Annotated in this window: 17 protein-coding genes and 1 pseudogene; 12 read left to right on the top strand and 6 right to left on the bottom strand. The window is 59.6% G+C overall.

The features are described 5' to 3' along the window. The first annotated feature begins 751 nt into the window (after nucleotides 1-751). On the top strand, nucleotides 752-3649 hold the full coding sequence (locus tag B7L09_RS05365; RefSeq protein ID WP_438269293.1) for a beta strand repeat-containing protein: 2898 nt from the start codon (nucleotides 752-754) through the stop codon (nucleotides 3647-3649). A 52-nt stretch (nucleotides 3650-3701) separates the two neighbouring features. Here B7L09_RS05365 and ggt read toward each other — a convergent pair whose 3' ends face one another. Beyond that, nucleotides 3702-5429: a gamma-glutamyltransferase gene (ggt, locus tag B7L09_RS05370; RefSeq protein ID WP_094468014.1), complete on the bottom strand. Its 1728-nt coding sequence runs from the start codon at nucleotides 5427-5429 to the stop codon at nucleotides 3702-3704. Between the two features lie 149 nt (nucleotides 5430-5578). Between ggt and B7L09_RS05375 the strand changes: the two genes are divergently transcribed. Further along, entirely contained in the window at nucleotides 5579-6094 is a 516-nt protein-coding gene (locus B7L09_RS05375) for a methylated-DNA--[protein]-cysteine S-methyltransferase (RefSeq protein ID WP_094468042.1), read from the top strand. 164 nt (nucleotides 6095-6258) lie between these two features. Here B7L09_RS05375 and B7L09_RS05380 read toward each other — a convergent pair whose 3' ends face one another. The 4 genes and pseudogenes from B7L09_RS05380 to B7L09_RS05395 all read right to left on the bottom strand — a co-directional run bounded on the left by B7L09_RS05380 (nucleotide 6259) and on the right by B7L09_RS05395 (nucleotide 9334). After that, nucleotides 6259-6852 (bottom strand): NUDIX domain-containing protein, encoded by a 594-nt coding sequence (locus B7L09_RS05380; protein WP_094468043.1) that lies wholly within the window; start codon nucleotides 6850-6852, stop codon nucleotides 6259-6261. A 144-nt stretch (nucleotides 6853-6996) separates the two neighbouring features. Next, nucleotides 6997-7998 (bottom strand): annotated as a pseudogene (locus B7L09_RS05385) (chitinase); the annotation flags it as partial. A gap of 40 nt (nucleotides 7999-8038) precedes the next feature. Further along, nucleotides 8039-8674: a lytic polysaccharide monooxygenase auxiliary activity family 9 protein gene (locus B7L09_RS05390; protein WP_094468016.1), complete on the bottom strand. Its 636-nt coding sequence runs from the start codon at nucleotides 8672-8674 to the stop codon at nucleotides 8039-8041. A gap of 222 nt (nucleotides 8675-8896) precedes the next feature. Then, entirely contained in the window at nucleotides 8897-9334 is a 438-nt protein-coding gene (locus tag B7L09_RS05395; RefSeq protein ID WP_094468017.1) for a hemerythrin domain-containing protein, read from the bottom strand. Nucleotides 9335-9487: 153 nt separating this feature from the next. On the opposite strand from B7L09_RS05395, the gene B7L09_RS05400 reads away from it, so the two are divergent. Next, complete coding sequence (locus B7L09_RS05400; RefSeq protein WP_094468018.1) at nucleotides 9488-9919, top strand: GNAT family N-acetyltransferase; 432 nt, start codon at nucleotides 9488-9490, stop codon at nucleotides 9917-9919. Between the two features lie 141 nt (nucleotides 9920-10060). Here the strand turns inward: B7L09_RS05400 and B7L09_RS05405 are convergent, their stop codons facing one another. Then, a complete protein-coding gene (locus B7L09_RS05405) occupies nucleotides 10061-10411 on the bottom strand; it encodes a hypothetical protein (RefSeq protein WP_094468019.1) in 351 nt (116 codons plus the stop codon). Between the two features lie 164 nt (nucleotides 10412-10575). Here B7L09_RS05405 and B7L09_RS05410 point away from each other — a divergent pair, with 164 nt between their 5' ends. From B7L09_RS05410 to B7L09_RS05450, 9 genes are all read left to right on the top strand, one after another. Next, complete coding sequence (locus B7L09_RS05410) at nucleotides 10576-10824, top strand: hypothetical protein (RefSeq protein WP_008154823.1); 249 nt, start codon at nucleotides 10576-10578, stop codon at nucleotides 10822-10824. Nucleotides 10825-10845: 21 nt separating this feature from the next. Next, on the top strand, nucleotides 10846-11175 hold the full coding sequence (locus B7L09_RS05415; RefSeq protein WP_094468020.1) for a DUF6388 family protein: 330 nt from the start codon (nucleotides 10846-10848) through the stop codon (nucleotides 11173-11175). A 35-nt stretch (nucleotides 11176-11210) separates the two neighbouring features. Continuing rightward, nucleotides 11211-11915, top strand: a complete 705-nt coding sequence (locus B7L09_RS05420; protein ID WP_094468021.1) for a YoaK family protein — start codon at nucleotides 11211-11213, stop codon at nucleotides 11913-11915. A gap of 225 nt (nucleotides 11916-12140) precedes the next feature. Next, on the top strand, nucleotides 12141-12533 hold the full coding sequence (gene tusD / locus B7L09_RS05425; protein ID WP_094468022.1) for a sulfurtransferase complex subunit TusD: 393 nt from the start codon (nucleotides 12141-12143) through the stop codon (nucleotides 12531-12533). Nucleotide 12534: 1 nt separating this feature from the next. Then, a complete protein-coding gene (gene tusC / locus B7L09_RS05430; RefSeq protein WP_094468023.1) occupies nucleotides 12535-12897 on the top strand; it encodes a sulfurtransferase complex subunit TusC in 363 nt (120 codons plus the stop codon). After that, on the top strand, nucleotides 12897-13190 hold the full coding sequence (gene tusB, locus B7L09_RS05435; RefSeq protein WP_094468024.1) for a sulfurtransferase complex subunit TusB: 294 nt from the start codon (nucleotides 12897-12899) through the stop codon (nucleotides 13188-13190). The genes tusC and tusB overlap by 1 nt, the downstream gene beginning before the upstream one ends. Next, complete coding sequence (locus B7L09_RS05440; protein WP_094468025.1) at nucleotides 13187-13522, top strand: TusE/DsrC/DsvC family sulfur relay protein; 336 nt, start codon at nucleotides 13187-13189, stop codon at nucleotides 13520-13522. Before tusB ends, B7L09_RS05440 begins: the two co-directional genes overlap by 4 nt. Beyond that, a complete protein-coding gene (locus tag B7L09_RS05445; RefSeq protein WP_094468026.1) occupies nucleotides 13519-14520 on the top strand; it encodes a glycosyl transferase family protein in 1002 nt (333 codons plus the stop codon). Before B7L09_RS05440 ends, B7L09_RS05445 begins: the two co-directional genes overlap by 4 nt. Nucleotides 14521-14610: 90 nt before the next feature. Next, nucleotides 14611-15612 carry a glutathione S-transferase family protein gene (locus B7L09_RS05450; RefSeq protein WP_094468027.1) on the top strand — a complete coding sequence of 334 codons (1002 nt, stop codon included), beginning with the start codon at nucleotides 14611-14613 and terminating at the stop codon, nucleotides 15610-15612. Nucleotides 15613-15614: the final 2 nt, after the last annotated feature.

Here is a 15614-nt window from a genome sequence, read left to right on the forward strand (position 1 = left end):
GCAAAACACCTACGATGGAATAGCTTGAAATCGTTGCCTGTCCGCGATTTTATCCAGTCGGATAGAGCCCGCCCCAATGCCGCTAAGCTGAATTGAAAATTCATTAAACCACATCAACTATTTCGATATTAATTTATCTATTGCAACGAACAACATTAAACACTTCCAAAGCACAATAAGTGTGGTCATGCCTGAGTCATTGCTTTAGGGTGAATCTTCGATATCGAGAAGTTTCGCCAAGGACTGCGACCTGTTTAATGACAGGACTGCGGCTTTGCCGCTGGCTCTTAATGGATTTCAGCCAGTGACGTGTAAGTAATACCAGACCGTTCTATTTGAGCGCTATGGGCACTTACAATCCTGATTCCCGCTGATGCCGTTATATTCATTGAGCACATATGATATGAGTGACAACAAAGTCCTTGTCTTGCGCACTTGCGCCAACGACATGTCGGACCATGCCGGCCAGGTCTGGCCGGACACGGGCTTGGTGGTGTGCAAACACTGGAAGCCCAGCAAAAAACTCGAGAACGGCCTGGTCGGTTTATTGTGGGGAGAAGGTTCCTCTACTCAACTTAGTTTGCGAGCCGATGCCAAATGGGTTGTGTGCGAAGTTCACATTGATCAGATTATAAAACTTGATGAAGACGGCATGATCAAGTTCCCGGAGGCGGAAGTTGTTCACACGGGCACTCAAGACAGCTCGATCAATTACATTGCAGCGCACATTGAACACTATCAATCAGCAAACATTCCTTTAATCGACACCCCACTTCAATCACCAAATAAAACCTCCCGTCGCGAATTCGAAAGTCGGCGAGCACAGGGTTACACCCCTTCCGGCATCGGCGCTAAAACCGACGCCTCGCAAACTTTCGAAACCGCTGTTTATGGCAGCACGCTCACCGGCGGGCATCAAAGTTATCTGCTAGCGGGTTACGGCAGTACGGAAACAGCCGGCGGTCAGAGCTCATTGATTGCCGGATACGGCAGCACCCTGACGGCCGCCGACAGCAGCTCATTGACCGCTGGGTATGGCAGTACGGAAATGGCCGGCGATGACAGCTCGCTGATCGCCGGGTACGGCAGCACCCAGATCGCCGGGCAGAAAAGCACACTGACCGCCGATTACGGCAGCAGCCAGACCGCCCAGGATGGCAGCACGCTCGTTGCGGGTTATGGCAGTACCGAAACAGCGGGAAGCGACAGCTCGCTGACCGCAGGCTATGGCAGCACTCAAACCGCCCAAGAGGGCAGCGCCCTCACCGCAGGCTACGGCAGCACCGAAACAGCCGGATCGGATAGCGCCTTGATTGCCGGTTACGGCAGCACGCAAACGGCGGGACAGGACAGTACGTTGACCGCGGGTTACGGCACCACCCAAACCGCCCAAGACAGCAGCGCCCTCACCGCTGGCTATGGCAGCACCGGCACAGCGGGGCCGGAAAGCTCGTTGATCGCCGGCTACGGCAGCACNCAAACCGCCGGCNACGAAAGCACCCTGACCGCAGGNTACGGCAGCACCCAAACCGCCCAGGAAGACAGTTCNCTCACGGCCGGGTACGGCAGCACTGCAACGGCGGGATCCGACAGTACGTTGATTGCCGGTTACGGCAGTACGCAAACCGCCGGTCATGAAAGCACGCTAACCGGCGGGTATGGCACCACCCAGACCGCACAGGAAAGCAGTTCGCTCACCGCAGGCTATGGCAGCACCGCAACGGCCGGGCACGACAGTTCGCTGATCGCCGGATACGGCAGTACGCAAACGGCCGGTTATGAGAGCACGCTGACCGCCGGCTACGGCAGCACTCAGACCGCCCAGGAAAGCAGTTCCCTGACGGCAGGCTATGGCAGCACCGGAACCGCCGGGTACGCCAGTTCCCTGATCGCCGGTTATGGCACGACCCAGACCGCTGGCTATGAAAGCAGTCTGACGGCGGGTTACGGCAGCACCCTCACCGCTCGGGAAAACAGTTCACTCACGGCCGGCTACGGCAGTACGGAAACCGCCGGCGGCGACAGTTCGCTTATCGCTGGCTACGGCAGCACTCAGACCGCCGGTTATGACAGCAGTCTGACCGCCGGCTATGGCAGCACCCTCACCGCGCAGGACGGCAGTTCTCTCACGGCCGGTTACGGGACCACGGAAACCGCCGGGCATGAGAGTTCGCTGATCGCCGGCTACGGCAGTACCCAGACGGCGGGATATGAAAGCCACCTGACCGCCGGTTATGGCAGCACACAAACCGCAAGGGAAAGCAGTGTCCTGACGGCTGGCTATGGCAGCACCGCGACGGCGGGCGGCGACAGCTCGTTGATCGCCGGCTACGGCAGCACCCAGACCGCTGGCTATGAAAGCAGTCTGACGGCGGGTTACGGCAGCACCCTCACCGCTCGGGAAAACAGTTCACTCACGGCCGGCTACGGCAGCACCCAGACGGCGGGTTACAAAAGCACTCTGACCGCNGGTTATGGCAGTACNCAGACNGCTCAGGTAGGCAGTGATCTCACCGCCGGCTACGGCAGCACTGGCACCGCCGGCTCCGACAGTTCGCTGATCGCCGGNTACGGCAGCACGCAAACNGCCGGGNNCGAAAGCACGCTGACGGCAGGTTATGGCAGCACCCTCACCGCTCAGGACAACAGCTCCCTCACCGCTGGTTATGGCAGCACNGAAACCGCNGGCTACGACAGTTCGTTGATCGCCGGTTACGGCAGCACNCAAACCGCCGGTTACGACAGCACGCTGACGGCGGGTTACGGCAGCACCCTCACCGCTCAGGACAACAGCTCCCTTACCGCCGGTTATGGCAGCACCGAAACGGCGGGCTACGACAGTACATTGATCGCTGGCTACGGCAGCACCCTTACCGCTCAACACAACAGCACCCTCACCGCCGGTTACGGCAGCACCGAAACCGCGGGCCAGGACAGTTCCTTGATTGCCGGCTACGGCAGCACCCTGACCAGCGGCATCCGCAGCTTCCTCACGGCCGGATACGGCAGCACGCTGATCAGCGGATTGCGCAGTGTATTGACCGCCGGTTATGGCAGCAGCCTGACCTCCGGCATGCACAGCACCCTGACCGCCGGATACGGCAGCAACCAGATCGCCAGTTATCAAAGCTCTTTGATCGCCGGCCCCGACAGTACGCAGATTGCCGGGCACAAAAGCATGTTGATTGCCGGCAAGGACAGCTCACAGACCGCGGGTTATCGCAGCACCCTCATCGCGGGTGCCGGTAGCGTCCAGACGGCGGGTGATCGCAGCAAATTGATCGCCGGCAAGGACAGCACCCAGATCGCCGGCGACCGCAGCAAGCTGTTGGCGGGCAGCAATAGCCACCTCACGGCGGGTGATCGCAGCAAGCTGACGGCGGGCGATGACTGCACGTTGATGGGCGGCGATAAAAGCGTTTTGACGGCGGGTAAAAACAGCATCCTGGTGGGCGGCGCCCGCAGCAAGCTCATCGCCAGCCTGGGTTCGACGCTGACCGGAGGCGAGAATGCGACGTTGATTTTCCGATGCTGGAACGGCAAGCGTTACAAGAATGTCGTGGCGCATACCGGCAAAGATGGCGTGGAAGCGCATGTGCCGTATCAGGTGGACGAGGCGGATAACCTCGTCACCAAGCCCGACGAATAACCTTGTCGGTCGGGCCACCCTCGACGCTTGAGGGTGGCCATGGACTTACGCCTTAGTAGCCGAGCGACAACCCCGTGTTCCTGCGCGGGTCATTGGCCCCATAGAAGCGGTTCTTGCCCACCGGTTTGCCTTCCAGCGAAGGCGCGCCCACCAGGATCGCCGCCACATGGTTGGCATCCTGCGGCCCGGCGAACTTGTGCCCCCAACTTTCCAGCATTTTCACCGTGTCCGGACTGGTGGTGAAGGTCTCCAGGTTGGTCTCTTCCGGCAGCCATTGCTGGTGGAAACGCGGTGCATCGACCGCTTCCTGGATGTTCATGCCGTAGTCGATCACGTTGAGCATGGTCAGCAAGGTCGCGGTGATGATGCGACTGCCGCCCGGAGTACCGACAACCATCACCACTTTGCCGTCCTTGGTGACAATGGTCGGGCTCATGGACGACAGCGGTGCCTTGCCGGGCGCGATGGCGTTGGCTTCGCCTTGCACCAGGCCGTACATATTGGGCACGCCGATTTTCGAGGTGAAGTCGTCCATTTCGTCGTTGAGGATGACCCCGGTTTTGCTGGCCATTACACCGGCGCCGAACCAGTCGTTGAGGGTGTAGGTCACCGATACGGCGTTGCCCCACTTGTCGACGATGGAGTAATGCGTGGTGTTGTTGCCTTCATGGGGCGACACACCCGGCTTGAGTTCGCGGGACACGCCGGCTTTTTGCGGCTCGATCGCCGCGCGGATTTTGGTCGCGTAGTCCTTGTCCAGCAAATGAGCGACCGGGTTCTTCACGAAGTCCGGGTCGCCCAGGTAGCTGTTACGGTCCACGTAGGCGTGGCGCATCGCTTCGATCTGGTAGTGCAGGCCTTGGGCCGAGTGATAGCCCAGGTCTTTCATCGGGTAGCCTTCGAGGATGTTCATGATCTCGCAGATCACCACACCACCGGAGCTGGGCGGCGGTGCCGACACCACGTGGTAGCCTCGGTAGTCGCACTCGATGGGCGCCAGTTCACGGGTCTTGTACTTGTCGAGGTCAGCCTGGGTGATGATGCCTTTGCCGGCCTGGCTGGAGGTGACGATGGCGTCGGCCACCCAACCTTTGTAGAAACCGTCTTCACCCTTCTCGGAAATTTCCCGCAGGGTTTTGGCCAGGTCCTTCTGCACCAGTTTTTGCCCGACCTGCATCGGCTCGCCATTGCTCAGGAAGATCGAGCCGGAATCCTTGATGTCCTTCTTGAACACATCGGTGGCGTACTCCAGCAATTCGACATCGCCCTGCTCCAGCACAAAACCGTCTTCGGCCAGTTTGATCGCCGGGGCGATCACTTCCTTGCGGGGTTTGGTGCCGTATTTCTTCAGCGCCAGTTCCATGCCGGACACTGTGCCCGGCACGCCAACCGCCAGGTGGCCACGGGTGCTCAGGTCCGGCACGACGTTGCCCTCTTTGTCGAGGTACATGTCTGCAGTTGCGGCCAGCGGCGCTTTTTCGCGGAAATCGAGGAAGGTCTTGCGCCCGTCCGCCAGTTGAACGGTCATGAATCCACCGCCCCCCAGGTTACCCGCAGCGGGATAAACCACCGCCAGCGCATAACCCACGGCGACGGCGGCATCGACGGCGTTGCCACCGTTCTTGAGCACATCGACGCCCACGTGAGNNGCCAGATGCTGGGCCGTGACGACCATGCCGTTTTCGGCCGCGACCGGGGCCACGGAGGCAGCGTAAGCACTGAGGCAGCTGAGCGCCAATGAGGTCGCAATCAGCGATTTGGCAAAAGGTTCGAACTTCATGAGTCGGTCTCTTTTTGTTTTTAGGCTGTGTTTAAAAACGAAGGAAACGTTTCAAAGCAGAGGCAAGTATGGCCGGGATTGCGTTTTGCGCCTCCTCGCCGAGGCAGTATGCTTGGCCTCTGTTCAGCCCTTCCGAGGAGTTCGCCGGCATGACTTACACCTTCACCACCCTGGCGTCCCCGGTCGGTGAGCTGAAATTGGTCGCGAAAGATTCAAGACTGGCCGCCATCCTCTGGGAAAACGACAAGCCTCACCGCGTAAGGCTCGGGCCGATGAGCGAAGCCCCGGACAATCCGATCCTCCTACGCGCCGTTCAACAGTTGCAGGAATACTTTGCCGGCACGCGTAATCGCTTCGATCTGGAACTGGATTTCGCCGGGACCGAGTTCCAGAAGCAAGTCTGGCAGGCGCTGCTGACCATCCCCTTTGGCGAAACCCGCAGCTACAGCCAGATCGCCGAGCAGATCGGCAATCCAAGTGCGGTCCGGGCGGTGGGCGCGGCGAATGGCAAGAACCCGATTTCGATTGTTGCGCCTTGCCATCGGGTGATTGGGGCGTCGGGGAAGTTAACGGGGTTTGCGGGTGGGCTTGAGGCGAAGGAGCGGTTGTTGACGCTGGAGGGTTGCGAGTGGTCCGGGGCCAGTCAAACGGGCGAATTGTTTTAAGCTGACTGCCTCCGATCTCCGTGGCGAGGGAGCTTGCTCCCGCTCCAGTGCGTAGCACTGGCAAAAATCTCCGACAAAGCCAATATTTTGGGGTCGCTTCGCGGCCCAGTGCGAGCAAGCTCGCTCGCCACAGGGTTCTGGGTTCAGATCTCGGGGCTCAGGTCTCAGGCAGCGACGAAGATATTTTTCATCGCCGCATATTGCAGCAGCATGATGGTCTTCGCATCGCAGATCTCCCCGCGATAGAACGCTTCGAGCGCCTCGTCGAAGCTCCACTCCAGCACTTCCAGTTCTTCGGTTTCTTCTTCCAGCCCACCGCCCTCGCTGACTTTCGACGCCGCGTCATATTCTGCGATGAAGAAGTGCAGTTTTTCGGTGACCGAGCCTGGGCTCATGTAGGCCTCGAACACCTTTTGCACGTGGTGAACGCGATAACCGGTCTCCTCTTCGGCTTCAGCGCGGATGCGTTCTTCAGGATCGGCGCCCTCAAGCAATCCGGCCGCGACCTCGATCAGCAAACCATCATGGCCGTTGACGAACACCGGTAGCCGAAACTGACGCGTCAGCACAACAGTTCTTTTCTCGCGGTTGAACAACAGAATGGCCGCGCCATTGCCACGGTCATACACCTCTCGCGTCTGACGCTGCCAGTCGCCGTTGTTACGCTGAAAGTCGAAGGTGATTTTCTTCAGCAGGTACCAGTCGTGGGACAACACCTGAGTTTCAACGATGTTGACCCGTTCGGCTGTGTTCACCATCACAAAGCATCCTTTTTTCGTCAGAAGATCGCCATGGTAGGCGAAAACGGAAAAGCCCGGCATCTCTGCCGGGCTTCTTTATTACAGCTGGCTGGCGACTTCAGGCGCCGCGAGCCCTTCCCCGTGGGACGAGAGTCGCGCGCCGTTGATCAATGGTCCATAACGACGGCTGAACTCCCAGTTGTAGGGCACATGGTCTTTGTTTACACCATTGTCCCAGTTCACCGACCAGGTCATCAGGCCCTTGATCGANAGCCCCTTGGCGTCCAGACGCTTGAAGGCATTCACCACGGCTGCGGGGTTGATCACATAACCGGTGGCGGCTGCATCGACGTTAGCCGGTAGGCCAATGACGAACTTGTCCGCCGGGATTTTAGTAAACCCTCGCGTTCCGCTCACCAGACTTTCGGTCAGGTAAAACAGGAAATCCTCTTTCATTGCGTCGTTGTTCTGGGCAATCCAGGCACCGTTGCCGTTGTTGACCTCCTGCACCCAGATCCCGTCGCCCCCCTGGTTGTAATACTGCGGGGCAATGAAGTCGTAATAGCCTTCCAGCGCCTGGATGTAACCGACGTATTTACCGGCGGTGGTCAGGTAAGGAAACTCCGGCGCCATGCTGATAATGAAGTGTTTGCCTTCACCGGCGTAATGGTCCTTGACCAGTTTCAACGCAGCGGGCAGGACAGTCTTGTTGTCGGCGAAATCAATCGCGCTCTGCTCAAGATCGATGTCCAGCCCATCGAAGCCGTAGGTTTCCACCAGACGGATGATTTCATTGGCCAGNGGCTGTTCGTTGCCTTTGTGCAACTCGATGTGCGCATCGGCGCCGCCNAGGGAAATCAGCACCGCCCTGCCCTGGCTGTTCAGCACGCCCACCTGGCGGCGGAACTCGGCGTCGGANAGGTTGTANGGCTTGAACGTNGGGATNCCGTTGCCTTTCATGAAGGCCACGGCCACCACGTTGTAATCCGTCGGCACGTCCGCCAGGTTCATGTTGGCAAATTGGCCACGCTGGTAGCCGTCGCTCGCGCCGGCAGGCCAGTTGTGCCAGAAGCCCATGAGGATCTTTTTGCCGGCAATGCTCGGCATCAGCGAAGCGACATCGTTCAGCGGCGATTTCAGTAAGGTGAAGTCAATCTTTGACATGTTCTATTCCTTCAGAACGTGTGGGGTTTATCGCCGTGGCTTACTGGAAGTCCACGTCGAACGCTTGGTAGAAGGCGTTGCCGGTGTTGGCCACGATCCACATCAGCACGATGACGTGATGGCCTTTCTTGTTGCCCGGTAATTTCACTTCGTGGTTGACCTTGGCCTTCATCTCGGCGGAATGGCTGTAGTACGGAACCTGGGTATAGAAGTCGTCGAAGAACGATTTGGGCTCCAGTTGNGCGCGGNTGATGCGCTGTTTCGGGTCCCAGCCATCCTTGGTGATNAACCAACGATAGCCACGGGTGACGTGGGGTGCGGTGTATTCCCAGGTGACCTTGAAGGTCTGACCCGGGTCGACATTGAGCAGCGGCCAGGTGAAGGCGCGGTTGAGTTTCTTGGCCATTTCCTCGTTGGTGAAGTTGATGCAGTCACGGGCATCGGTCTTGCCGCCGCTGAGGATGAAGCCGTCGGCAGGTGGCGTGACGCTGTCGCTGTCGGTTTGATANGGCGCCGGGAANGGCCCGGCGGTCAGTGCCGGGAAGTTCTTGCCGCCTTCCATTTCGTTGACTTGCCAGTTACCCAGCAGCCCGAGNTCCACGGCGACNGCACCGCGGCTGGAGGGGGATGTGACACGACCGTGTCGAAGTTGAGGTTGAGTCTGTGGTTGGTTCATTTTTTTCACTCCGTTGATTTGAGACCTCTCCTTCCTGAGGAGAGGCCTCCAACCTAACGGAGCTGTTTTTTTTGTCCATCTGCCCATTTGTGCCCCGAATGAACCTGCCTTCGCAGATCACTCGCAAATACTGGATATAAAACCAGTACTCTGATTCAAGTCCTACGCCCTGTGTAGCAAAAGGATTACAACGCAAGGCAGCAATCGGGGCCATCGCACCCTCTAAGGAAGCTGTGCCTTGTATTCCTTTTCGTATTGGCCGGCCAGGGCCTCTTTCTGCTTGTCGTCAAGCAGCTTGCCGGCCATCTGGAAGAACTTCTGCTCCTCCTCTTCCAAGTGATGATGAACCTTCTCGGACAGCTTCTTGGCGGTCGCCAGCCAGGCCGGGCTGGACATTTCCGTCTCATCCAGCTCTTCCATCATTTCATCCATCTCGTGGTGTTCGGAGATGGCGTGGCGGCTGAGATCGACGCCATTGTCGAACTCCATCAGCGGGATGTAGAAATGGCGCTCTTCGGCGGTTTCGTGGGCCTGGAGTTCGGATTTGAGCTGTTTGTAAGCCTCGACCCGCTCCGGGGTGTCGCCGCTGGTCTTGATGAGCGCTTTGGCATAGGTGCGCTGGCGGTCGTGACTTTCACGCAGGGCTTCAAAAATATTCACGGGGTGATCCTCATTGGCCGCGTTCTGGAAGGACGCTATTCAGGCTAGACATCCGGGCGCGAGCGAGGGTTCCACTCAAGGGGCTGGAACAACCGCCGGGGCACAGGTTAGGCTTGCCGGCGTTGTTCCCTCATGGCCATAAGGATTGAGCTGATGAAACTGCGAATCGAAGAGTCACAAAACCCCACCGAAGACGAGGAGCAGGCGATCTTGCTGCCTTTGCGCCTCTATAACGCCTCAAAAGCCGGCGCCTCGAAGCCGGAGCCCATTGCCTGGCTGGTCCGCGACGAACACGACGAGATTCTCGGCGGCTTGTATGGCCGGTTTTTTTATCAGTGGTTGCACCTCGAGTTGTTGTCGGTGCCGGAGCAGGCCCGGGGACAGGACATAGGCACGAAGTTGATGCAAATGGCCGAAGACCTGGCGCGGAAGAAAGAATGCGCCGGGATCTGGCTCGACACCTTCGACTTCCAGGCGCCGGAGTTCTACAAGAAACTGGGCTATAGCGAGTTCGGCCAGATTGTCGACTATCCGCCGGGGCATAAGCGCTTCTTTTTCCAGAAGCGCCTGATCAACGACGTATAACCTGCTCGTATGATCCACACCATCCAACTGTGGGAGCGAGCCTGCTCGCGATGGCGGAGTGACATCCAACATTGATGTCGACTGACCCACCGCTATCGCGAGCAGGCTCGCTCTCACAGGGGTACTGCGTCGGCCATCAGGTCAGAGGCAGGTCGCCAGCGCCGCCAGGCGGCGCTTGGCCACAAAGTCGTCACGCTGTGCGTAGTAACTCAACACAGTGCCTGACGCATCGGTGGTCACGTCGACAAAGGACTCCGCAGAACGCGTGTAAACGGTGGACCCACCCTTCTCGCCCGGCTGCAAATACGCGCCGGCATCGACACCGAACACCGCCTCGTCCTGCCAGGAAAACTGCACGCACTGGGCGACGACTTTTTCCGGTTTGTCCGAGTTCAGGGTTTTGTAAGGGGCTTTGGTGCGGGCATCGTTCATCACCGAGCCGGCGCATCCCGCCAGCAACGTCACGGCCAGCGCCACCATCAGAATTCGCATTGTGTTCGCTCATCAAGAAAAAGCGGACTGTATCACCGTGGCACGGCGTATCGTTCTGCTTTACTTCATTTAAACCGCGACACCGCGTGACGATTCGCGCACCCTGTCGCGCCATTAACGTCGCATCGCCCGTTTTTTCCGGGCTCATTTTTTCTGGAAAGGTCATGACACCCAACGCCGAGTATTACAAACCGACCGCCGAATACGCTGACAAGCTGATCAGCCAGATCGGCCAGACGCCGTCCTGGATCGCCAAGCGCATTGGCGTCACCGACAAACGAATCCGCTACATCCTCGACGGCGAACGCACCGTCAAAGGCGAAACCACGCCGATCCAGATGACCTACCCCGAGCAGTTTGCCCTCGAGTGCCTGGCCGCTGCGGCCAAAGCCAGTAAGAAGCAATCTTCGTAACCCCAGCCTCAAGGAGCGACCATGGCGGCAACCGAACAGCAACACGAACAGGCGCTGAAGAAGTTTCTCGATGAGCGCCCCGAACTGCGCCACGAACTCGACAACCTCAATCCGCTGTTGGCTCAGGCCAAGGGCGAGACTGCGGCGCAATACCGTGACGAGCGCTTGCATGAGGCCTTCGAAGCCGAGGCCGAGCGTCTGGGTCTGTTTGCCTGGGAGCTGACATTGCAATTGACCGCCGCGACGGCCGAGGACTATCAGGCCCAACGCATGGAAGTGCACAAGGAAGTAGCCGAGATGGCCGGTATGGACTGGCTGGAGTATTGCGAGTTATATGGATTGAGCAAGTGACCCTGACGGTCGCTGCCTGAGGACGACTACCGCCGATGCTGCCATCCCTCTCGACTTCTCGCGCCAGCCCGGGCCATCTTCAAATCCAGAAATGGCGCGGACGCATCGGCATGGTGCTGGTGGCTGCGCTCTCGGTGCTCGCCGGCATGACCGACGCCATCGGCTTCATGGCCAGCGGCGACTTTGTCTCCTTCATGAGCGGCAACACCACCCGCCTCGCCGTTGCGATCAGTGACGGTGATTTCGGACTGACCCTGCGTCTGCTGATCCTCGTCGCCACGTTTATCGTCGGCAACGCCTTGGGCATTGTCGTCAGCCGCCTCGGTGGCCGCCGGGCGCTGCCCTTGCTGCTGTGCATCGCGATGCTGCTCTGCGGCGCCGCGGCCTGGCCTTATGACGATCAATTGCCGGCGCTGCTGGCGGCAATCATCGCCATGGGCATGCTCAACGCGGCAGTGGAAGAAGTGAACGGCCTGCCGGTCGGCCTCACTTACGTCACCGGTGCCTTGTCGCGCTTCGGGCGCGGGCTGGGGCGCTGGATGCTAGGTGAACGGCGTAATGGCTGGCGGGTTCAGTTGATTCCCTGGACCGGAATGTTTGCCGGTGCCGTGCTGGGCGCGGTGCTGGAACATCACCTAGGGCTCAAGGCGTTGTTTGTCAGCGGGTTGCTGGCGGGCGCGATTGGATTGCTCTCGCTCAAGATTCCGCGGCGGTGGCAGTTGGGCTATATGCCTCGTTAAGTCTTGTATTGACTGTTGGGCCCCCATCGCGGGCAAGCCCGCTCCCACAGGTTATGTGGTGACGCACAGATCCCTGTGGGAGCGGGCTTGCCCGCGTTATGTGGTGACGCACAGATCCCTGTGGGAGCGGGCTTGCCCGCGATGGGGCCGGCACAGATAACATCGATTTAGCCGCCCCGCCGATAAAGCTTTATCATGACCGCAGTTTTGCTGATCGAGTCTGTCATGAAGTTTGCGATTGCTTTGTTTTCCGCCGCCCATGCGCCCTCCTCGCGCCGCGCCTTGCTGTTCGCACAGGCAGCGCTTGCCGGCGGGCATGAGATTGTCCGGCTGTTTTTCTATCAGGACGGCGTCTACAACGCTTCTGGCAGCGTGGTCACGCCCCAGGATGAGCAGGACCTGCCCAAGCAATGGCGCGCCTTCGTCTCCGAGCATCAGCTGGATGGCGTCGTATGCATCGCCGCTGCCCTGCGCCGTGGTGTGTTGAACGAAGAAGAAGCAGGACGCTATCAGCGTGACGCCGTTGCCGTGGGCGTGCCGTGGGAATTGTCCGGCCTCGGCCAGTTGCATGACGCGGTGCAAGACGCTGACCGCCTGATCTGTTTCGGAGGCGCGTGAGATGCCCAAATCCTTGTTGATCATCAGCCGCCAGGCCCCGTGGTCCGGGCCGAACGCTCGGGAAGCCCTGGATATCGTGCTGGCCGGCGGTGCATTTGATCTGCCGATCGGCCTGCTGTTTATGGATGACGGGGTGTTTCAGCTGGCTGCGAAACAGGACGCCAAAGCCCTGCAACAGAAAGACCTGAGCGCCAACCTGCAAGCGTTGCCGATGTTCGGTGTGGAAGACCTGTTTGTCTGTGGCGACAGCGCTGCCGAACGGGGCCTGGACCTCGACGGTCGGTCGCTTGAAGAAGCCCGGGTGCTGACCGCCCAGGAAATCACAGCGCTTATTGACCGTTACGACCAGGTGATTACCCTCTGATGTCGACTTTGCATGTGTTGTCTCACTCCCCATTCGGCGATGACCGCCTGACCAGTTGCCTGCGCGTGATCGGCACGAACGATGCGCTGTTGCTGACCGGTGACGCGGTGTATGCGTTGCAGCCAGGCACTGCGCCGTTCAACGCGCTGAACGCTCGCCCGTTGAATCTGTTCGTACTGGCCGAAGACGCCCAGGCTCGTGCGCTGGCGATTCCTGACGCGGCCAGGGCCATTGATTACCCCGCCTTTGTCGAGCTGTCGATTCACTACGACAAGGTGAACAGTTGGCTATGAATTCCATGACGGTCGGCGCACGCGCCATCGAGCTGGACAAGGACGGTTTCCTGGTCGAACTGAGTGACTGGTCGAACGAGGTGGCCACCGCCCTCGCCGCCGCCGAAGACATCGAGTTGAGTCCGGAACACTGGGAAATCCTCGAGTTGCTGCGTGGCTTCTACGCCGAATTCCAGTTGTCCCCCGCCACGCGCCCGCTGATCAAGTACACCGCCTTGAAGCTGGGCCCGGAAAAGGGCAACAGCCTGCACCTCAACAAACTGTTCAACGGCACTCCCGCCAAACTCGCCGCCAAGCTGGCGGGCCTGCCCAGGCCGACGAATTGCTTATGACCGACTTTGCCCCGCTGACCCTTGAAACGCCCGCCGAACACCCATTCGCCCAGTTCGTGCGGATCCTCGGCAAAGGCAAGCGTGGCGCCCGCGACCTGACCCGGGCCGAAGCGCGTGAAGCCATGGGCATGGTGCTCGACGAAGAAGTCGAAGACACCCAGCTCGGCGCCTTCCTGATGTTGCTACGGCACAAGGAAGAAAGCCCGGAAGAACTCGCCGGATTCACCGAAGCCCTGCGTGAACGTTTGAACCCGCCAGCCCTGGCGGTGGACCTGGATTGGCCGACGTATGCCGGCAAGAAGCGTCACCTGCCGTGGTATTTGCTGGCGGCCAAATGCCTGGCGCAGAACGGCGTGCGCATCCTGATGCACGGCGGCGGCGCTCACACCGCTGGCCGGCTGTATAGCGAGCAATTGCTGGAAGGCTTGAACATCCCGTTGTGCCGCGACTGGCAACAGGTCGGCTCGGCGCTGGATAACGGTGGCCTGGCGTTCATGCCGCTGGTGGATTGGGCACCGCANCTGCAACGCATGATTGATCTGCGTAACACCCTGGGCCTGCGCTCGCCGATCCATTCCCTGGCGCGCCTGCTCAACCCGCTGAATGCACGCTGCGGCCTGCAAAGCATTTTCCATCCCGGCTATCAGGCGGTGCATCGCGATGCCAGCGGCTTGCTCGGCGACACTGCGATTGTGGTCAAGGGCGACGGTGGCGAAATCGAGATCAACCCGGACGCCGACAGCCACCTGTACGGCACCACCGGCGGCGAAAGCTGGGACGAGGAATGGTCGCAGTTGTCGACCCAACGCCACGTCAAACCCGCCGCGCTCGATCCTGAACACTTGAAAGCCGTCTGGCGCGGTGACGTGGTCGACAGCTACCCGCAAATGGCCTTGATCTCGACCATGGCCCTCGCGCTGCGTGGCCTCGGTCAGACCCGCAAACAGGCCTTCGAAACGGCTCAGCAGTATTGGGACGCACGGGACAGATCGATTTAACCGATCATAAACCCCGAACCTTTGCGCTATTTTATCGAACCTATGCGAATAGACTCCTCTCCAACGCTTATTGATTGAGGAGTCTTGAACATGGGTTTGTTAGTTGAAGGTCGCTGGCACGACCAGTGGTACGAAAGCAGCAAGGACGGCGCGTTCCAGCGCGAGCAGGCGCAACGTCGCAACTGGCTGACCGCCGACGGCAAGCCCGGCCCGACAGGCGTCGGTGGGTTTGCTGCCGAGGCTGGCCGCTACCACCTTTATGTGTCCCTCGCCTGCCCATGGGCGCATCGCACGCTGATCCTGCGCAAACTCAAAGGCCTTGAAAGCCTGATCGACGTNTCCGTNGTCAGTTGGCTGATGCTGGAAAACGGCTGGACCTTCGACAAGGCCCATGGCTCCAGCGGCGACAAACTCGACGACTTCCAATTCATGCACCAGCGCTACACCGCTGACACCGCCAACTACACCGGCCGCGTCACCGTACCGGTGCTGTGGGACAAAAAGCTCAAGCGCATCGTGAGCAATGAATCCGCGGAGATCATCCGCATGTTTAACAGCGCCTTCGATGACCTGACCGGCAATGACCTGGATTTCTACCCGGCGCCCCTGCGCGGCGAGATCGATGCGTTGAATGAGCGGATTTATCCGGCAGTGAACAACGGCGTTTATCGCGCCGGGTTTGCCACGTCACAGCAGGCTTATGAAGAAGCGTTTGATGATGTGTTTGCCGAACTGGACCGATTGGAGCGGCANCTGGNCGCGCACCGTTACCTGGCCGGTGAATACCTGACCGAAGCCGATGTGCGGCTGTTCACCACGCTGATTCGTTTTGATGCGGTGTATTACAGCCACTTCAAATGCAACCTGCGGCGGATTGCCGATTATCCGAACTTGTCGAATTGGCTGAGGGAGATTTATCAGTGGCCAGGCGTGGCCGAGACGGTGGATTTTTCGCACATCAAGGGGCATTACTATGCGAGCCACCCGACCATCAACCCGACCGGGATTGTGCCGAAAGGACCGGTGCAGGATTTCACAGCAACCCATGATCGGGCGCGGTTGAACGGGAAAGGGGTTTGGCGCAGGGCGTGATA

This window comes from Pseudomonas mandelii (assembly GCF_002251635.1).
In the GTDB taxonomy this organism is placed as follows: Bacteria; Pseudomonadota; Gammaproteobacteria; order Pseudomonadales; family Pseudomonadaceae; genus Aquipseudomonas; species Aquipseudomonas mandelii_B.